Here is a 17,761-nt window from a genome sequence, read left to right on the forward strand (position 1 = left end):
AAAGTACCCCCACCATGCAGATCGAAACCCCACCCACCGAGAAGCGCTATGAAAAGCCCGAGGGCGAGCGCCGCGGCATCGTCATCGTCAACACCGGCGATGGCAAGGGCAAAAGCACGGCGGCCTTTGGCCTGGCGCTGCGCGCCCACGGCCGAGGCAAGGCCGTGAAGATCTTCCAGTTCATGAAGGTACCCACCGCGCGCTTCGGCGAGCACCGCATGTTCGAGCAGCTCGGCCTGCCCATCGAGGGCCTGGGCGACGGCTTCAGCTGGAAGAGCAAGGACCTGGAGCACTCGGCCCAGCTGGCGCGCGACGGCTGGGAGAAGGCGCGCGCCGCCATCCTGTCGGGTGAGCACTTCCTGGTGGTGCTCGATGAGATCACCTACCCGCTGATCTACGGCTGGCTCCCGCTGGAGGGTGTGCTGCAGACGCTGCGCGAGCGGCCCAAGGAGGTGCATGTGTGCCTCACCGGCCGCCGCTGCCCGCCCGAGATCATTGAGCTGGCCGACACGGTGACCGAGATGCAGATGGTCAAGCACGCATTCAAGGCGGGCATTCCCGCGCAGCGTGGCATCGAGGACTGAGCACGTTCAAAGTCGCTTTGCGTCGATAATGCAACTTGGTTGCGTTATGCTTTCGCCCTTCCGCTTTTCCAAGGTCCTGTTCCATGCGCGTTTCCCTGACTTCCATTTCCCTGTGCCTCTGGTCTGTTGGCATGCAGTCACCGGCTGCGGCCGAGTCAGCCACCCTGTTGCCGGTGGAGGTGACGGCGCCGCGTGAGACGGCCGGCAGCACGCTGGGGCTCGACCTGCCTGGCACCACCGGCTCACGCCTGGGCCTCACCGCACGCGAGACGCCCGCCAGCGTGAGCAGCCTGGGCGCGGCCGACATCGCCGAGCGCAGCCTGACCCGCGCGCAGGACGTGGCCGTGCGCATGCCCGGCATCACCGAGGCGCCGGCCCCCGGCAACGGCGGCACCAGCCTGGTGGCGCGCGGCTTTGCGGGCCACAGCTCGGTGGCGCAGATGGTGGACGGCACGCGCCTCATCGTGGCCTCGGGCACCATCACCTACCCGTTCTCGACCTGGCCCATGGAGTCGGTCGAGGTGCTGCGCGGCCCGGCCTCGGTGCTCTATGGCGACGGGGCGATCGGCGCGGCCGTGAACTACGTGACCAAGCGCCCGGTCTTCGGAACGCCGCAGCGCGAGGCGTTCCTGAGCGTGGGTTCGTTCGGCAGCGTGCAGGGCGGCGTGGGCCTGCGCGGCCCCATCAACGATGTGCTGGCCTACTCGGTCTACCTCGATGCCGAAAAGAGCGACGGCTACCGCCAGTTCATGGACACGCAGCGCCACAACTACGCGCTGGCCCTGGCCGTGCGCGCCAGCCCCGATCTGAATGTGACCCTGTCGCTGGACGGTGGCGTGAACGACGATGCGCGCTACTTCGGCACCCCGCTGCGCAATGGCGTGCTCGACGAGCGCCTGCGCCGCACCAATTTCAACGTGGCCGACTCGGTGGTCCAGTACGACGACCGCATCTGGCGCGCCAAGGTCGACTGGCAGGCCGCCGCCGGCGTGCGCCTGCGCAACGAGACCTACCACCTGACCACCGACCGCCACTGGCGCAATGCCGAGGCCTATGCCTTCAACGCCGCCGGCACGGCCGTGAACCGCAGCGACTACCTGGAGATCCTGCACGACCAGCAGCAGACCGGCAACCGCCTCGACGCCGCGTTCGACGGCCACCTCGGCGGCATGAAGAACCGCTTCATCGTGGGCCTGGACTGGTACCGCACCAGGCTGCTGCACACCAACAACTCCCCGTACGGCGGCGCGAGCACGGTGGACCCGTTCAATTTCGCCCCGGGCGGCTTCATCAGCCCCGTGCCCACCCTCCCGGGCCGCGCGTCCGAACTCCAGACCACCGCGCTGTTCGCCGAGAACGCGCTTGACCTCACCAAGGAATGGAAGCTCGTGGCCGGCCTGCGCAGCGACCGCATGGAGCTTGACACCACCGACCTGCGCACGGGCGTGAACCTGGTCAAGAAGTATTCGCCCGTCACCGGCCGCCTGGGCGCCGTGTGGTCGCCCAGCGAGGCGCTGTCGCTCTACGGCCAGTTCGGCACCGGCACCGACCCGCTGTCCGGCGCGCTGTCGCTGCCGGGCGGCGGCAACACCTTCGACCTCACCAAGGGCCGCCAGGTCGAGGTCGGCGCCAAGGGCGCGGTGCCCGCCGTGCGCGGGGAGTGGACCGTGGCGCTGTACAAGATCGAAAAACGCAACCTGCTGTCACGTGACGCCGGCAACCCCAACCTCTCGCAGCAGGTGGGCCAGCAGTCCTCCACCGGCATCGAGCTGGCCTTCGCGGCCGAGCCCGTGCGCGGCTGGACCATCGACGCCAATGCCGCCTTGCTGCGTGCGCGTTACGACGCATTCAAGGAACTGGTCTCCGGCGCCCTGGTCTCGCGCGATGGCAACACGCCCACCGGCGTGCCCGAGCGCACCGCCAGCATCTGGACCACCTACCGCTTCCTGCCGCAGTGGCAGGCGGGTTTTGGCGCGCGCTACGTGGGCGCGCGCCAGGGCAACACCGCCAACACCACGCAACTGCCGTCGTATGTGGTGCTGGATGCCTCGCTGGCCTACGACCATTCGCGCAACCTCAAGCTCGGCCTGGCCGTGAAGAACCTGGCCGACCGCGACTATGCGCTGGCCGGCACGGCCAACGCGCGCTGGCTGCTGGGTGCGCCGCGCACCGTGCAGCTGACCGCGCGCGCAACGTTCTGATCGCGGCGAACCGGGCAAGGCGCGGCGCATGCTGAAGAAGCTCGTCATCTTCGTGCACAAGTGGCTGGGCGTGGTGCTGGCGCTGTTCTTCCTCATGTGGTTCGTGAGCGGGGTGGTGCTGTACTTCGTGCCGTTCCCCAGCCTCACGGCGGCGGAGCGGCTGGCCGCCTTGCCCGCCCTGACGCTGGAAGGCCCGGGATGCTGCCTTGCGGCGCAGGATGCCGCCCAGCGCGCGGGGCTGCGGCCTGCGGTGGGCGGCGAGGCACGCCTGGGCATGCTGGGCGATGCGCCGGTGTGGCGCCTGCTGGCCACGGAAGAGGCAGTGCCGGCACGCGCCGTGGCGCGTGCGCCGCAGCCCGATGCCAGGCCGCGCTGGCGCACCGTGGACGCGCGCAGCGGGACGCTGCTCGCGCCGCTGTCGCCGGACGCGGCCGCCCGGGTGGCCGAGGCCTTCAGCGGCCGCCGCGCCACGGGCACCGAGTGGGTCGAGCGCGACCAGTGGACGGTGCCGCAGGGCCTGGATGTGCACCGTCCCCTCATCAAGGTGCTGCTGGACGGCGATGACGGACTGCAGCTGTACGTCTCGCTCGGCGCGGCCGAGGTGGTGCGCGACACGCGCCGCGCCGAACGCTTCTGGAACTGGGTGGGCGCCGTGCCGCACTGGATCTACCCCACCGTGCTGCGGCAGTTCCCCAGGGCCTGGCACCACGTGGTGGTGTGGCTTTCCATCCCCGGGGTGCTGCTGGCCGCCACGGGCATCGTGCTCGGCGTCTGGCAGCTGTTCCTGAACCGCCAGCGGTGGATTCCGTACCGCAGGTTCTGGATGCGCTGGCACCACATCCTGGGCCTGGTGGCCGCGGTGTTCACGCTCACCTGGATGTTCTCGGGGTTGATGTCGATGAACCCGTTTGGCGTGTTCGGCGGCGCGGCCGTGGGGCCCCAGGCGCGGGCGCTGTGGGCCGGTGAGCCCGCCCCGCTCGGCCGGGGGCCACGGGATGCGGTGGTGCTGGCGGCGGCGCAGGGCATGGTCGTGCAGGAGCTGGATCTGCTGCGCATCGCGGGCCAGGCCTGGTACCGGGTGCGTGGCCGGGAATCCGCGGGCATTCCTTCACAATGGCTGGTGCGGGCGGATGGTCCGTCTGCCACCATGGCGCGGGCACTGCCCGACGCCATGCTGCGCGCGCGGCTGCAGATGCTGCGCCCCGAAGCACCGGCACCTGCCGTGGAGAAGATGGAGCACTACGACGACCTTTACTATGCGCGGCGCCAGGACGGCGCTGCCCTGCACACGCGGCCGCTGCCGGTGTGGCGCGCGCGCTGGGCCGATGACGGGGTGGCGGTGTATGCCGACCCGGCGTCGGGCCGCATCGTGCTGCGCACCGACGCGGGCACGGCGTGGCAGCGCGTGCTGTACCACGGCCTGCACAGCCTGGATTTCGCGCCGCTGCTCGCGCGCCCTGTGCTGCGCACCTGGCTGATCGTCGGGCTTTCGCTGCTGGGTGTCGCGCTGTGTGCCACTTCGTGCGTGATCGCGTGGCGGGTGCTGGTGCCCCGGCGGCGCGCCGCCCGCGCCCAGGGGCCGGCCCGCGATGCGGGAGGCGCATGGACGGCGTAGTCGCGGGGCTGGTTCCCGGCGCGGGCTGGGCCGCATGGCGCGTCCTCGTGTGGGTACCCGCGCTGGCCCTGGTGATCGACTGGTGGCTGGGCGAGCCGCCCGCGGCCTGGCACCCCGTGGTGTGGATGGGCAAGGCGCTGCAGCGCGGGGGCGAGCGGCTGGCCCCCACGGTGCCCGTGGCGCAGGATTGGAGATGTTTTTGGCTTGCAGCGCTTGTCTGGTGTGCGCTGGCAGCTATTGTTTTGATAGTTTCCGCGGTGTTGCAGCATGCGGCGTTCGCACTGCATGAACTGCTTGCCGCGGCCGTGCTGGCCTTTCTGCTCAAGCCCTTGCTCGCCTGGCGCATGCTGCGCGACGAGGTGCTGGCGGTGGAGGTGGCGCTGGGCCAGTCGCTGCCCGAAGGGCGCGCGCGCCTGTCGCGGCTGGTGAGCCGGGACGTGAGCGCCCTGAGCGCTGTCGAGGTGCGGGAATCGGCCATCGAATCGCTGGCCGAGAACCTCAACGATTCGGTGGTGGCGCCCCTGTTCTGGTTCGTGCTGCTGGGCCTGCCCGGTGCCGCGCTGTACCGGTTTGCCAACACGGCCGATGCCATGTGGGGCTACCCCGGCATGCGCGGGGGACGCTACTGGCAGTGGGCGGGCAAATGGGCCGCGCATGCCGATGATGTCCTGTCGTGGCTGCCGGCGCGCATCACCGCCTTGCTGCTGGTGGCCGGCGCACGCGGCATGCGGCTGCGCACGCTGGCGCGCCAGGCCCGCAAGACGCCTTCGCCCAACAGCGGCTGGCCGATGGCGGCCATGGCGCTGGCGCTCGGGGTGCGGCTGGCCAAGCCCGGCGTGTACACGCTGCATGGCGCGGGCCGCGCGGCCGGTCCGCTGGATACGCGGCGCGCGGCGCGCCTGGGCGGCAACGCGGTGCTGGCGCTGGTTCCGCTGCTGGCGGCCGCCCAATTGCTGCTCGTGATGGTGTGCACGGCATGAGCGGGCCCCTGCGCTGGAGCGCGGCCGCCCCCGAGCACGGCGGGCCGGATGCGATGGGGGCGGCGCTCCATGACTTCTCCACCAACAGCAATGCCTGCGGGCCATGCCCGGGGGCGCTGCATGCCGTGCGGGCGGCCGATGCCACCCGCTACCCCGACCCGGCCTACACCGCCCTGCGCGAGGGCCTGGGGGCATTCCACGGCGTGGCCCCCCGGCGCATCGTGCTGGCGGGCGGCGCCAGCGAGTTCATCCACCGCATCACTGCGCTGGCCGTGCAGCAGGGCTGCGTGCAGGTCGCGTTGCCCGCGCACAGCTATGGCGACTACGCCCAGGCCGCGCAGGCGCGGGGCCTGGCACTGGCGCGCGCAGGCGAAGCGGGCGCGGGCCTGGCGGGCTTGCAATGGGCCTGCGACCCTTCCAGTCCCCTGGGCCGGCCAGACCCTGCCGCGCATGTTTGGCATGCGCCGGCCGATGGCGGCGTCCCCGGCGTCCCCGGCGTCCTGCGCGTGCTCGACTGCGCCTATGCGCCGCTGCGGCTGGAGGGCCCGGGCGCCTGGACCGGCCGGCCCGCCACCACCCCGGCCCATTGCTGGCAGGTGTGGACGCCGAACAAGGCACTGGGCCTCACCGGCGTGCGTGCGGCCTATGCCGTGGCGCCCGCGGGTGCCGAAGGGCAGGTGGACACACTGGTTGCGCTGGCTCCCTCGTGGCCGCTGGGCGCGCACGGCGTGGCCCTGCTGCAGGCCTGGCTGGACCCCGCCGTGCAGCAGTGGGTGGTGGGCAGCCTTGCCACCCTGCGCGACTGGAAAGCGCGCCAGCTGGCGCTGTGCGCGGGCCTGGGCTGGGCGGTGCGGGCGGGCAGCCAGGCCAACTACTTCTGCGCCCGGCCTGACGGCGGGCCCGATTCCCAGTCCCTGGCCGAACGGCTGGCCGGGCTGCGCGGCCAGGGCATCAAGCTGCGCGACTGCACCTCGTTCGGCCTGCCGGGCCATGTGCGGCTGGGGGTGCTGCCGCCAGCGTCGCAACAGGCGTTGCTGCAGGCATGGGGGCGCTGATCCCGCGCCGCGCGGGCGCTACCATGCCGGATTCATCCATGCATCTTCCTCTCCCTATCTCTTCAGGAGGCCCGGCCCCCGTGCGAACCATCACCGTCACCCGCTACGTCACGCCGCTGCGTGAAGGCGGATCCATGCCCGCCGTGGTCGAAGGCGACGACCTCGGGCTGTACGTGCTCAAGTTCCGGGGGGCGGGGCAGGGCGTGCGCGCCCTCCTGGCCGAGCTCATTTCCGGGGGCCTGGCGCGGGCCCTGGGCTTGCCCGTGCCCGAGATCGTGCTCGCCCAGCTGGACACGGGCCTGGCCCAGACCGAGCCCGACCCCGAGATCCAGGACCTGGTGCGCGCCAGCGGCGGTCTCAACGTGGGGCTCGACTACCTGTCGGGCGCGCTCAACTTCGACCCCGCGGTGGACGAGGTGTCCGAGGACTTCGCCTCGCGCCTGGTCTGGTTCGATGCCCTGGTGGCCAATGTGGACCGCACGGCGCGCAACACCAACCTGCTCGTGTGGCACCGCAAGCCCTGGCTCATCGACCATGGCGCCTCGCTCACCTTCCACCATGCGTGGAATGGCGCGGTGGCGCAGCCCGCCAGGCCTTTCGCGCCGATTGCCGACCATGTGCTGCTGCACCGCGCCACGGCCATCGGCGAGGTGGACGGCGAACTGGCGGCGCTGCTCACGCGCGAGGTGCTCACGGGCATCCTGGCGGATGTGCCCGATGAATTCCTGGCCTTGGCCGGCGCCGAGCATGCCGAGGGCCCGCTGTCGGCCCCGGCCAGCCATCGCCAGGCCTATGTGGACCATTTCGCGGCGCGCATCGCGGGGCGCGAGGCCTGGGTGAAGGTGGCCATCGATGCACGCGGCTGAGGTGTACGACTACGCCATCGTGCGTGTGGTGCCGCGCGTGGAGCGCGAGGAGTTCATCAACGCGGGCGTGATCCTCTCGTGCCAGCGCAGCGGCTTCCTGCAGGCCGCCATCGCGCTCGACGAGGCGCGCCTGCTGGCCATCGACCCGCGGGCCGACATCGACACCGTGCGCCGCCACCTGGCGGCCATCGTGGCCATTTGCGCCGGGGACGAGGGCTGCGGGCCGATTGCGCGGCTGCCCTACCGCTCGCGCTTTCACTGGCTCACCGCCAGGCGCAGCGCCGTCATCCAGACATCGCCCGTGCACACCGGCCGCTGCACCGACGCGGCGGCGGCGCTCGACCACATCATGGACCGCATGGTGAGGCCCCTGCCTTGAACGCATCCACTTCTCCGCGCATGGCGCGCTGCGTGATGGTGCTGGGCACCACCAGCGGCGCCGGCAAGAGCTGGCTCACCACCGCGCTGTGCCGCCACTACAGCAACCTGGGCCTGAAGGTCGCGCCGTTCAAGGCGCAGAACATGAGCAACAACGCGCGCGTCGTGCCCGGCCCCGGCGGGTTGCTGGGCGAGATCGGCAGCGCGCAGTACTTCCAGGCCCTCGCGGCCCGCGCCGGGCCCGAGGTGCGCATGAACCCGCTGCTGCTCAAGCCCGAGGCCGACACGCACAGCCAGGTCGTGCTGATGGGGCAGGTGAGCGCGGAGCTCACGGCCATGCCCTGGCGCGGCCGCAGCGAAAAGGTGTGGCCGCAGATCGCCGCCGCGCTTGATGCGCTGCGCGCCGAGAACGACGTGGTGGTGATCGAAGGCGCGGGCTCGCCCGCCGAGATCAACCTGCACGCGAGCGACATCGTGAACATGCGCGTCGCGCGCCATGCCGGCGCCCGCTGCCTGCTGGTGACCGACATCGACCGGGGCGGCGCCTTTGCGCACCTGTACGGCACCTGGGCGCTGCTGCCCGAGGACGAGCGCGCACTGATCCATGGATTCGTGCTCAACAAGTTCCGCGGCGATGCCCGCCTGCTGGCGCCCGCGCCGCAGATGCTGCAGGACCTGACCGGCGTGCCCACCGTGGCAACGGTGCCGATGCACTGGCGCCATGGCCTGCCCGAGGAGGATGGCGTGTTCGACGACCGCAGCACCTCGGCCGGCACCGTGCACACCACCGTGGCCGTGGTGGCCTATCCGCGCATCAGCAACCTCGACGAGTTCCAGCCCCTGAAGAACGTGCCCGGCGTGCGCCTGCTGTGGGCGCGCAGCCCGGCCGACCTGGGCGGCCTGAAGCCCACGGACTGGGTGGTGCTGCCCGGTTCCAAGGCGACGGCCGCCGACCTGGCCTGGCTGCGCGCGCAGGGGCTGGACCAGTCCATCGCGGCCCATGCCGCGCGGGGCGGGGCCGTGCTGGGGGTGTGTGGCGGCCTGCAGATGCTGGGCGAGGCGCTGATCGACACCGAGGGCATCGACGGCAATGCGCCCGGCCTGGGCCTGCTGCCGCTGGTCACCGCCTTCGCGCGCGACAAGACGGTGCGGCTCACGCGCGCGCGTTGCGGTGCGCTGCCGGGCGCCTGGGGGGCGCTGTCGGGGGTGGAGGTGGCGGGCTATGAAATCCACCACGGCCAGACCGCGCAGCACCCGGCCATGGCGGCCAAGGGGGATGTGGCGCACGAGGTGATGCCAGGCCTGGCCTGGAGCAATGCGGCGGGCAATGTGCTGGGGGTGTACCTGCACGGCCTGTTCGAGGACGGGGCGGCGCTCCAGGCGCTGTTCGGTGCGCGGCTCGCCGCGCCGGTGCCCACGCTCGACAGCGTGTTCGACGGCCTGGCGCACGCCATCGGCCCCTGTTTCACGCCCGGGGTGCTGGATGCGCTGGTGGCCGCGTAGGGCTGCCGCGGTGGCGGGCCTCGGCGCTTTACACCCGTTCGCAGTGGTATGCGAGCGTGGTGTACGGGAAGCGCACGGTGCCCTGCCCGCGCAGCGCGGGGTGGTGGGCGATGAGTGCCTCGATCCGTGCGCGCACCTGGGCCCGCTCGCTGTCGGGCAGGGCGGCGATGAAGCTCACCGACATGAAGCGGTCCATGATGACCTGCTGTGGCGGCCCCACATGTTCATGCGGCAGCCGGGTCTCGGCCAGTGGGCTGAAGCCGGGGTGCGGGAAGGGCCGGCGCCAGTCGCCCTTGTAGAAGCGCGGCGCATCGCCCTCGAAGGGCGTGATGATGTCCGTGAGTTCCGCCACCCAGTCCACCGACTCGTCGCGCACATTCCACACCAGGCCAAGCCGGCCGCCGGGGCGCAGCACGCGGTGGAATTCATCCAGAGACTCGTTCGTGGCAAACCAGTGGAAGGCCTGCGCACAGACCACGACATCGAGCGCGCCGGACGGCAGCGGAATGGCCTGGGCCGTGCCCGCCACGGCGCGCACCGTGGGCAATTGCAGGGCATCGATCCTGGCGCGCATCGCATCCACGGGCTCCACGCCCACCACGCCGGCCCCGGTGGCCGCGAGCAGCGCGGTGAACTTGCCCGTGCCCGCGCCCACATCGGCCACCTGGCGGCCGGGGCCCAGGCCCAGGGTCTGCCCCAGCCAGGCCGACAGCGCCGCCGGGTAGTCGGGCCGGCCGCGCGCGTATGTCTGGGCCTCATTCGCATAACCCCGCTGTGCCGCTGCGTGCACGGCATCTTTCTTCGTGTTCTCTACCACCATGACCGCACCTTTCATTCTTCCACCCGTTGATGACCTCCATGATGCCGCGTTGGCCAGCCGCCTGCAGCACGTGATCGATTACAAGACCAAGCCGCTCGGCTCCCTGGGGCTGCTGGAGCGCCTGGCGCTGCGCCTGGGGCTCATCCTGGGCACCGAGACGCCCGCACTGCATGCGCCGCAGATGCTGGTGTGCGCGGGCGACCACGGGCTGGCAGCGCGGGGCGTGTCGGCGTTTCCGAGCGATGTGACCTGGCAGATGGTCGAGAACTTCCTGGCCGGGGGCGCCGCCGTGAGCGTGCTCGCGCGCCAGCACGGCCTGGGCCTGACGGTGGTGGACTGCGGCGTGGCCAAGCCCATCGCCGCGCGCGAGGCAGCGCCCGGCCAGCCGCAGTTGCTGCTGCGCAAGGTGGCGCTGGGCACGCAGGACGCTTCTGTCGGGCCCGCGATGACGGCGGCGCAGTGCGCTGGGGCCCTGGCGAACGGCGCGGAGGTGGTGCGCGGCCTGCCCGGCAATGCGCTGCTGCTGGGCGAGATGGGCATCGGCAACACGTCCGTGGCCTCGCTGCTGCTGGCACGGCTGGCCGGCCTGCCGCTGGCCGAGGTGACGGGCGCCGGCACGGGGCTGGATGCAGCCGGCATCGAGCGCAAGCGCGCGGTGCTGCAGCAGGCGCTGGACGTGAACGCCGGTGCCACCGGCCCGCTGGATGCGCTGGCCGCCCTGGGCGGCTTCGAGGTCGCCACGCTGGTGGGCGCGGTGCTGCAGGCCGCGGCCGAGCGCCGTGTGATCGTGGTGGATGGCTTCATCACCAGCGCCGCCGTGCTGGTGGCCAGCCGCCTGCAGCCGGCCGTGCTGCAGCGCTGCGTGTTCGCCCACCGATCGGGCGAGCGCGGCCACAGCCTCATGCTCGCGCAGATGCAGGCCGAGCCGCTGCTGGACCTGGGCCTGCGCCTGGGCGAGGGCTCGGGCGCTGCGCTCGCCTGGCCGCTGCTGCAGTCGGCGTGCGCGGTGCTCAGCGAGATGGCGAGCTTCGAGTCGGCCGGGGTCGCCACCCAGACAGCCTGAACCAGGGGGCGGCGCCCCTGCGGCGCAGCCTTCCACCGCCTGGCGCCCGGCGGCGTGCGATTTGTCTCTCAGGCCTCGACCGTCTGGTTGCGCCCCTGCTCCTTGGCGCGGTACAGCGCGGCATCGGCGCGCGAGAGCATGCCGTCCAGCGTCTCGCCGGGGCCTGCCCAGCTGGTGAGTCCGATGCTGACCTCGCAGTCGAGCGGGTGGCCCGTCGCCAGCGCGGCGTGGATGCGCTGCGCCACGCTCCGGGCCGCCACTCCCTGCGTGCCTGGCAGCAGCACCATGAATTCTTCTCCGCCATACCGCCCCAGGCGGTCCGCGCGGCGCAGTACCTGGCGCGTCCGTTCGGCGAAATGCACGAGCACGGCATCTCCGTGCTGGTGTCCATGGGTGTCGTTCACGGACTTGAAGTTGTCCAGGTCCAGCATCATGATCGAGGGGCCGTTGCCGTAGCGCTGTGCGCGCTCCAGCTCGTCCTCGCAGCGCTGCAGCAGCGCGCGCCGGTTCAGTGTCTGGGTGAGCGAGTCGTGCGTCGCCAGATGTTCCAGCTCGGTGCGCAGGCGGTCGGTGGCCATGAGCACCGCGCCGATGGACAGCATGAGCACCGTCAGCACGTAGGCGCCGATGTACAGGGTCTGGAACAGCGAAGGTTCCATCAGGTCCGCGCCGGCGCGCCCGGCCATGATGGAGCCCAGGCGCACGGCAAGGACGCCCATGTGCAGCGCCAGGACGACCTCCACCAGCCGCACGGGGAAGTTGCGCCCGCCGTGCCGCAGCATGAAGCGCAATTGCGCGGCATAGACGATGCCCATGGCCACCGTGAAGAACCCGACGCGCAGGCCGTAGTGCGGCATCCAGTAGGTCAGCCAGATGAACACGAGGGTGGTGCCCGCCATGACCCAGGACCAAGTGCGCCAGGTGGAGGGCCTGCCCATGAAGCTGCGCGTGCCCATGTAGTAGGTCACGGTGCCCAGCACCAGCAGCTGGTTGGCCAGCACCAGGCTCAGCCAGTCCGGGATGAAGCCGCGCGCGCTGAAAAGCACCGTGGACGCCAGCCACAGCAGCGGCGCCAGCGCCCAGGCGCCCACCCCCTGGATCGACGGCGGGTAGTAGCGCCTCATGAAAAGCAGGACGATGGCCATGACGGCGGACATGAAGCCCGCCATGGCGATCATGGAGCGCGGGTCGAGGTTCGTCATCCAGCGTGAATGGGAAGAGGGCGCGCTACGTAAGAAATTGTTTCTGCTGCGATTTCAGTATAGCCATACGAATATGTTTCAGGCGTGTGCCATGGGCCCCGCAAACGTTTCCGTGCACCAGAAAAAGGAGCCGAAGCGGCAAGGATGGTGCGCGCAGCGCGGGGGCCGGCACAGGCCGGGCACAAGGATGGTGCAATTTGTACGCAAACTCAATGAAAAATTGTGTACAAAGTTGGCATGGGCCTTGCGTTCATGGGTGCCATGCAAGCTCCCATCCCTGCCCAGCCCCCGGTTGCCATTGAAATCGTCGCGCTCACCAAGCGCTACGCCAGCGGCAAGCCCGCCGTGGACGCCATCAACCTGCGCATCGCCAGCGGCAGCTACTGCTGCCTGCTGGGCCCCTCGGGATGTGGCAAGAGCACCACCTTGCGCATGATCGCCGGGCACGAGTCGGTGACCAGCGGCGACATCCTGCTGGAGAACCGCAACATCACCGACCTGCCCGCCGCCGCGCGCGGCACGGCCATGATGTTCCAGAGCTTCGCGCTGTTCCCGCACCTCTCGGCGCTGGACAACGTGGCCTTCAGCCTCAAGATGAAGGGCGTCGCCAAGGCCGAGCGGCAAGCCAAGGCGCGCGATCTGCTGGAGCGCGTGGCCATGGGCCACCTGGCCGAGCGCAAGCCCGCCGAACTCTCGGGCGGGCAGCAACAGCGGGTGGCGCTGGCGCGGGCCCTCATCACCCAGCCGCGTGTCTTGCTGCTGGACGAACCCCTTTCGGCACTCGACCCCTTCCTGCGCATCCAGATGCGCGCCGAGCTGCGCCGCTGGCAGAAGGAACTGGGCCTGACATTCATCCACGTGACCCACTCGCAGGAAGAGGCCATGGCCCTGGCCGACACCATGGTGGTGATGAACCACGGCGTGATCGAGCAGGTGGGTTCGCCGCACGAGGTCTACAACCGCCCGGCCAGCGAATTCGTGGCGCGCTTCATGGGCGGCCACAACGTGATCGACACGCCCGAGGGCAAGGTCGGCGTGCGCACCGACCACCTGCAGATAACCCTCGCCATCGCCGAGCTGCCCTGGGGTGCCCAGCGCATGCAGGCCGTGGTGACCGACGTGGAATACCAGGGCACCTACGTGCTGCTGGGCCTGCAAAAGCAGGGCGTGGCGCTGTCGGCCAACGCCACGGCGGCGTACTCGGTGATGGTGTCCGAGGCCGCTTTTGCCGCGCAGCCCTACCAGGTGGGGCAGGCGGTGCAATTGCACTGGACGCCGGAGCAGGCGCACCCGCTGTCCAAGCCTGCTGCCGCATCACCGGCGGTGCCATCTCCAGCCGTGGCCGTTGCCGCCTGATGGCGCTGCCACGCATCTTCCCTTTTTCCACCCGTCCCCTTCCGCAACCCAAGGAGTTTTCCCATGTCCGATGATTCCCGTGCCGATTCCCCCGCTGTTGTCGTTACCGAGGCTGCAGGCGTGCAGCGCCGCTCGCTGCTCAAGGGCACGGCGGGCATCCTGGCCGCCGGCGTGTTCCCGGCCGTCCACTCGCAGGAAAAGATCGTGCTGCGCTACCTGGGCACGGCCGTGAACCAGGACAAGGCCATTGCCGAGAAGTTCAAGGCCGACACCGGCATCGAGATCCAGTACGTGGCCGTGACCACCGACGACGTGACCAAGCGCGCCGTGACCGCGCCCAACAGTTTCGACCTGATCGACACCGAGTACTTCTCGCTGAAAAAGATCGTGCCCACCGGCAACCTCAAGGGCATCGACACCAAGCGCATCAAGAACGCCGACAAGATCACCACGCTGTTCACCAACGGCATGGTGGCCGGCAAGGCCGTGGGCGACCAGGGCACCGCGCCCAAGAAGGTGATCTACCTGGAGGGCGAGAAGTCCAAGAAGTTCGCGACCGCGCCCACGCAGTTCATGAGCCTGATCCCCACCGTGTACAACGCCGACACGCTGGGCATCCGCCCCGACCTGATCAAGCGCCCCATCAACTCCTGGGCCGAGCTGCTCAACCCCGAGTTCAAGGGCAAGACCGCCATCCTGAACATCCCCTCCATCGGCATCATGGACGCCGCCATGGTGGTCGAGGCCATGGGCATCTACAAGTACCCCGACAAGGGCAACATGACCAAGAAGGAGATCGATCTCACGATCAAGACCCTGATCGAGGCCAAGAAGCAGGGCCAGTTCCGCGCGCTGTGGAAGGATTTCAACGAGTCGGTGAACCTGATGGCATCGGGCGAGGTGGTGATCCAGTCGATGTGGAGCCCGGCCGTCACCGCCGTGCGCACCAAGGGCATCGCCTGCAACTTCCAGCCGCTCAAGGAAGGCTACCGCGCCTGGGCCGCCGGCTTCGGCCTGCCGGCCACCCTGTCGGGCAGGAAGCTCGATGGCGCGTACGAATTCATCAACTGGTTCCTGGACGGCTGGGCGGGTGCCTACCTGAACCGCCAGGGCTACTACAGCGCCGTGCTGGAGACCGCCAAGTCCAAGATGGAAGCCTACGAGTGGGCCTACTGGATGGAAGGCAAGCCCGCCACGCAGGACATCAAGAGCCCCAATGGCGACGTGCTGGCCAAGACCGGCGCGGTGCGCGACGGCGGCAGTTATGAGTCGCGCATGGGCGGCATCGCCTGCTGGAACGCGTTGATGGACGAGAACAACTACATGGTGCAGAAGTGGAATGAATTCGTCGCGGCGTAGAGAGTGCACCCCCTGAGGCGCTTTGCGCCTTCCCCCTCTCTCGACCCGCTGCGCGGGTCGGGAGGGGGACGCCCCCGGTGCGGCGGGGCGGTCCTTGCACGGGGGCACTGGCCTTTGGCCGCGCCAGTTTCAAGGATTAAGACGAAACGCCGAGCTGCGGATATCTGATACCGATTGTTTGCAAACACCATGAGCACAACCCACACACCGACCTTGCCTGCTGCTGCCGTCCCCGGCCGCAGCATTGCCGCCTGGTGGCAGGCTGCGCCGTTCACGCTGGTGTTCGCGCTGTTCTTCCTGATTCCGCTGGCGCTGATCGTGATGGTCAGCTTCTGGGACTTCAATGAGTACGAATTGCTGCCGGGGTTCACGTTCAAGAACTACGTGTCGATCTTCGCGGGGTGCGGTGATGCGTCAGACGGCCTGTGCGTCACGCTCAAGACGTACTGGTCCACGCTCAAGTTCAGTTTTCTGGTGTGGCTGATCACGCTGGTGATCGGTTTCACCGTGGCCTATTTCCTGGCCTTCCATGTGCGCTCCTCGGGCATGCAGACGCTGCTGTTCGTGCTGTGCACCATTCCGTTCTGGACGTCGAACGTGATCCGCATGATCTCCTGGGTGCCGCTGCTGGGGCGCAACGGGCTGGTGAACCAGACCCTGGTGGGGGCCGGGCTGGTCGATCAGCCCATCGAATGGCTGCTGTTCTCGGACTTCTCGGTGGTGCTGGCCTTCGTGCACCTGTACACCATGTTCATGATCGTGCCCATCTTCAACAGCATGATGCGCATCGACCGCAGCCTCATCGAGGCGGCCAGCGACAGCGGCGCCAGCGGCTGGCAGACGCTGTGGAACGTGATCATCCCGCTGTCGCGCACCGGCATCATCATCGGCTCCATCTTCGTGATCACCATCGTCATGGGCGACTTCGTGACCATCGGCGTGATGGGCGGGCAGCAGATCGCATCGATTGGCAAGATCATCCAGGTGCAGACCTCGTACCTGCAGTTCCCGCTGGCCGCGGCCAATGCCGTGATCCTGCTCGCGGTGGTGCTGATGATCATCTGGGGCCTCACGCGCCTGGTCGACATCCGAAAGGAACTCTGACATGTCCATGCGCGATTCCCGCCCCGCGAGCTTCTGGCCCCTGGCCCTCGTGTTTGCCCTGTTCGTGCTGTTCATGTACGGGCCCATGCTGGTCATCTTCATCCTGAGCTTCCAGGGCCCCGAAGGCGGGCTGACCTTTCCCATGCGCGGCGTGTCGCTGCACTGGTTCCACAAGCTGGCCGAGGGGCTGGGGGTGGTGGACATCGGCGCGGCGCTGTGGCGCTCGCTGGGCCTGGGCGTGGCGGTGATGCTGTGCACGGTGGTGCTGTCGGTGCTGGCCGGCCTGGCCTTCCGCAAGCGGCTGGCGGGGGGCAACACGCTGTTCTTCATCGTCGTGGCCAGCCTGATCATGCCGTCGATCATCGTCTCGCTGGGCATCGGGCTGGAGTTCCGGCTCATCGACAACGGTATCAAGGCGGCCCTGGAATGGCTGGGCATGGAGAGCACGCTCGAGGGCTACGGTACGTCGCTCGGCCTGTTCACCTCGGCCCTGGGCGCGCACCTGACCTGGACGCTGCCGTTCGGCCTGCTCATCATGTTCGCGGTGTTCAACCGCTTCAACCCATCCTACGAAGAAGCCGCGCGCGACCTGGGCGCCACGCCCTGGCAGGGCTTCGCCCATGTCGTGCTGCCGCTGATCGCGCCCTCGGTCGTGGGCATCGGCATGTTCGGCTTCACCCTGAGCTGGGATGAGATCGCCCGCACCTCGCAGGCCATCGGCGACGTGAACACGCTGCCGCTGGAGCTGCAGGGTCTGACCAGCACGGTGACCACGCCGTCCATCTACGCGCTGGGCACGCTGACCACCGTGGTGTCGTTCATCGTCATGGGCATCACGCTGGCGTTGGTATGGGCCTTGGGGCGCAGGCGCAAGGGCCGTCCGGGTTAAAAACGGCACCCTTATGACGACCATCAACCCCAAGCCCCGGCGCACACGCGCTGCGGTCACCGAGCCGCCCGTGCAGCCCGGCGCGACCGGCCAGCTCAGCGACAACGACATGTACGACCGCATGGTGTCGGCCATCCTCGACCACCGGCTGCCTCCGGGCACCAAGCTGGTGGAAGACAAGCTGGCGGCGGCCTTTGGCGTGTCGCGCACGCGCGTGCGGCCGGTGCTGGTGCGGCTGGCCAATGAACAGGTTGTCACGCTCACGCCCAACCGGGGCGCATCCATTGCCCAGCCCACGCCGCAAGAGGCGCTGGAGGTGTTCGAGGCCCGCCGCCTGCTGGAGCCGCGCCTGGTGGAGCTGTTCATCGCCAACGCGACCGATGCCGACATTGCCGCGCTGCGCGCCTGCATCGACGACGAAGAGTCGGCCCGCGCCAGTGGCGACATGCGCCGCGCCATTCGCCTGTCGGGCGATTTTCATCTGCACATCGCGCAGGCCGCCGGGCACCAGACGCTGGGGCGCATCCTGCGGGAGCTGGTCTCGCGCACCTCGCTGATCCTCATGACCTACAGCCCGAGCCACGCGCGCGAACGCGAGGAGGCCACGGCCTGCGGCTGCCGCGAGCACCGGGCGTTGATCGATGCCATCCGCCTGCGCGACGCGCGCGAGGCGGCGCGCCTCATGCTGACGCACCTGGCCCGCATCGAAACGCAGCTGGAGTTCACCCCGCCGGCCAGCGATGTGCCCGATCTGGCGCAATTGCTGGGCGCCTGAATCCCGACACC

The 17,761-nt window shown here is 69.6% G+C and carries 16 protein-coding genes; 14 read left to right on the forward strand and 2 right to left on the reverse strand.

Features of this window, described 5'->3' with window-relative positions; translation table 11 throughout:
- The first annotated feature begins 14 nt into the window (after window positions 1-14).
- The 8 genes from cobO to AC3RCE_RS09555 all read left to right on the forward strand — a co-directional run bounded on the left by cobO (window position 15) and on the right by AC3RCE_RS09555 (window position 9,182).
- Complete coding sequence (gene cobO / locus AC3RCE_RS09520) at window positions 15-584, forward strand: cob(I)yrinic acid a,c-diamide adenosyltransferase (protein ID WP_218294164.1); 570 nt, start codon at window positions 15-17, stop codon at window positions 582-584.
- Between the two features lie 131 nt (window positions 585-715).
- Window positions 716-2,785 (forward strand): TonB-dependent receptor, encoded by a 2,070-nt coding sequence (locus tag AC3RCE_RS09525; protein ID WP_492255005.1) that lies wholly within the window; start codon window positions 716-718, stop codon window positions 2,783-2,785.
- Between the two features lie 28 nt (window positions 2,786-2,813).
- Window positions 2,814-4,400 carry a PepSY domain-containing protein gene (locus AC3RCE_RS09530; RefSeq protein ID WP_492255006.1) on the forward strand — a complete coding sequence of 529 codons (1,587 nt, stop codon included), beginning with the start codon at window positions 2,814-2,816 and terminating at the stop codon, window positions 4,398-4,400.
- Complete coding sequence (gene cbiB, locus AC3RCE_RS09535) at window positions 4,388-5,380, forward strand: adenosylcobinamide-phosphate synthase CbiB (RefSeq protein ID WP_218294167.1); 993 nt, start codon at window positions 4,388-4,390, stop codon at window positions 5,378-5,380. The genes AC3RCE_RS09530 and cbiB overlap by 13 nt, the downstream gene beginning before the upstream one ends.
- Complete coding sequence (locus AC3RCE_RS09540; RefSeq protein WP_492255007.1) at window positions 5,377-6,435, forward strand: aminotransferase class I/II-fold pyridoxal phosphate-dependent enzyme; 1,059 nt, start codon at window positions 5,377-5,379, stop codon at window positions 6,433-6,435. The genes cbiB and AC3RCE_RS09540 overlap by 4 nt, the downstream gene beginning before the upstream one ends.
- A gap of 80 nt (window positions 6,436-6,515) precedes the next feature.
- Window positions 6,516-7,301, forward strand: coding sequence for a HipA family kinase (locus AC3RCE_RS09545; protein ID WP_492255008.1), 786 nt, complete (start codon window positions 6,516-6,518; stop codon window positions 7,299-7,301).
- Window positions 7,288-7,680, forward strand: coding sequence for a DUF3037 domain-containing protein (locus tag AC3RCE_RS09550; protein ID WP_218294169.1), 393 nt, complete (start codon window positions 7,288-7,290; stop codon window positions 7,678-7,680). The genes AC3RCE_RS09545 and AC3RCE_RS09550 overlap by 14 nt, the downstream gene beginning before the upstream one ends.
- A gap of 35 nt (window positions 7,681-7,715) precedes the next feature.
- Window positions 7,716-9,182, forward strand: coding sequence for a cobyric acid synthase (locus tag AC3RCE_RS09555; protein WP_218294474.1), 1,467 nt, complete (start codon window positions 7,716-7,718; stop codon window positions 9,180-9,182).
- A gap of 28 nt (window positions 9,183-9,210) precedes the next feature.
- Here AC3RCE_RS09555 and AC3RCE_RS09560 read toward each other — a convergent pair whose 3' ends face one another.
- Complete coding sequence (locus AC3RCE_RS09560) at window positions 9,211-10,002, reverse strand: class I SAM-dependent methyltransferase (protein WP_492255009.1); 792 nt, start codon at window positions 10,000-10,002, stop codon at window positions 9,211-9,213.
- Between AC3RCE_RS09560 and cobT the strand changes: the two genes are divergently transcribed.
- The gene (gene cobT, locus AC3RCE_RS09565) at window positions 10,001-11,065 is read left to right on the forward strand and encodes a nicotinate-nucleotide--dimethylbenzimidazole phosphoribosyltransferase (protein WP_492246017.1); all 1,065 of its coding nucleotides are present in this window, start codon (window positions 10,001-10,003) and stop codon (window positions 11,063-11,065) included. The genes AC3RCE_RS09560 and cobT overlap by 2 nt on opposite strands.
- A gap of 68 nt (window positions 11,066-11,133) precedes the next feature.
- Here the strand turns inward: cobT and AC3RCE_RS09570 are convergent, their stop codons facing one another.
- The gene (locus AC3RCE_RS09570; RefSeq protein ID WP_255591397.1) at window positions 11,134-12,267 is read right to left on the reverse strand and encodes a GGDEF domain-containing protein; all 1,134 of its coding nucleotides are present in this window, start codon (window positions 12,265-12,267) and stop codon (window positions 11,134-11,136) included.
- A 261-nt stretch (window positions 12,268-12,528) separates the two neighbouring features.
- Here AC3RCE_RS09570 and AC3RCE_RS09575 point away from each other — a divergent pair, with 261 nt between their 5' ends.
- The 5 genes from AC3RCE_RS09575 (at window position 12,529) to AC3RCE_RS09595 (ending at window position 17,750) form a co-directional block, all read left to right on the forward strand.
- Complete coding sequence (locus AC3RCE_RS09575) at window positions 12,529-13,623, forward strand: ABC transporter ATP-binding protein (protein WP_492255010.1); 1,095 nt, start codon at window positions 12,529-12,531, stop codon at window positions 13,621-13,623.
- 63 nt (window positions 13,624-13,686) lie between these two features.
- Window positions 13,687-14,982 (forward strand): ABC transporter substrate-binding protein, encoded by a 1,296-nt coding sequence (locus AC3RCE_RS09580; RefSeq protein WP_492255011.1) that lies wholly within the window; start codon window positions 13,687-13,689, stop codon window positions 14,980-14,982.
- A gap of 189 nt (window positions 14,983-15,171) precedes the next feature.
- On the forward strand, window positions 15,172-16,086 hold the full coding sequence (locus AC3RCE_RS09585; protein WP_492255012.1) for an ABC transporter permease: 915 nt from the start codon (window positions 15,172-15,174) through the stop codon (window positions 16,084-16,086).
- A 1-nt stretch (window position 16,087) separates the two neighbouring features.
- Window positions 16,088-16,975, forward strand: coding sequence for an ABC transporter permease (locus tag AC3RCE_RS09590; protein WP_218294174.1), 888 nt, complete (start codon window positions 16,088-16,090; stop codon window positions 16,973-16,975).
- A gap of 13 nt (window positions 16,976-16,988) precedes the next feature.
- Window positions 16,989-17,750, forward strand: a complete 762-nt coding sequence (locus tag AC3RCE_RS09595; RefSeq protein ID WP_218294175.1) for a GntR family transcriptional regulator — start codon at window positions 16,989-16,991, stop codon at window positions 17,748-17,750.
- The last annotated feature ends 11 nt before the right edge of the window (window positions 17,751-17,761 follow it).

This window comes from Acidovorax sp. GW823-FHT05D11 (assembly GCF_058795695.1).

What these genes read in the sequence shown, in the direction of transcription:
- cobO (WP_218294164.1), top strand. Translation starts at nt 15, where the DNA reads ATGCAGATCGAAACCCCACCCACCGAGAAGCGCTATGAAAAGCCCGAG.
- AC3RCE_RS09525 (WP_492255005.1), top strand. Translation starts at nt 716, where the DNA reads ATGCAGTCACCGGCTGCGGCCGAGTCAGCCACCCTGTTGCCGGTGGAG.
- AC3RCE_RS09530 (WP_492255006.1), top strand. Translation starts at nt 2,814, where the DNA reads ATGCTGAAGAAGCTCGTCATCTTCGTGCACAAGTGGCTGGGCGTGGTG.
- cbiB (WP_218294167.1), top strand. Translation starts at nt 4,388, where the DNA reads ATGGACGGCGTAGTCGCGGGGCTGGTTCCCGGCGCGGGCTGGGCCGCA.
- AC3RCE_RS09540 (WP_492255007.1), top strand. Translation starts at nt 5,377, where the DNA reads ATGAGCGGGCCCCTGCGCTGGAGCGCGGCCGCCCCCGAGCACGGCGGG.
- AC3RCE_RS09550 (WP_218294169.1), top strand. Translation starts at nt 7,288, where the DNA reads ATGCACGCGGCTGAGGTGTACGACTACGCCATCGTGCGTGTGGTGCCG.
- AC3RCE_RS09555 (WP_218294474.1), top strand. Translation starts at nt 7,716, where the DNA reads ATGGTGCTGGGCACCACCAGCGGCGCCGGCAAGAGCTGGCTCACCACC.
- cobT (WP_492246017.1), top strand. Translation starts at nt 10,001, where the DNA reads ATGACCGCACCTTTCATTCTTCCACCCGTTGATGACCTCCATGATGCC.
- AC3RCE_RS09560 (WP_492255009.1), bottom strand. Translation starts at nt 10,002, where the DNA reads ATGGTGGTAGAGAACACGAAGAAAGATGCCGTGCACGCAGCGGCACAG.
- AC3RCE_RS09570 (WP_255591397.1), bottom strand. Translation starts at nt 12,267, where the DNA reads ATGACGAACCTCGACCCGCGCTCCATGATCGCCATGGCGGGCTTCATG.
- AC3RCE_RS09575 (WP_492255010.1), top strand. Translation starts at nt 12,529, where the DNA reads ATGCAAGCTCCCATCCCTGCCCAGCCCCCGGTTGCCATTGAAATCGTC.
- AC3RCE_RS09580 (WP_492255011.1), top strand. Translation starts at nt 13,687, where the DNA reads ATGTCCGATGATTCCCGTGCCGATTCCCCCGCTGTTGTCGTTACCGAG.
- AC3RCE_RS09585 (WP_492255012.1), top strand. Translation starts at nt 15,172, where the DNA reads ATGAGCACAACCCACACACCGACCTTGCCTGCTGCTGCCGTCCCCGGC.
- AC3RCE_RS09590 (WP_218294174.1), top strand. Translation starts at nt 16,088, where the DNA reads ATGTCCATGCGCGATTCCCGCCCCGCGAGCTTCTGGCCCCTGGCCCTC.
- AC3RCE_RS09595 (WP_218294175.1), top strand. Translation starts at nt 16,989, where the DNA reads ATGACGACCATCAACCCCAAGCCCCGGCGCACACGCGCTGCGGTCACC.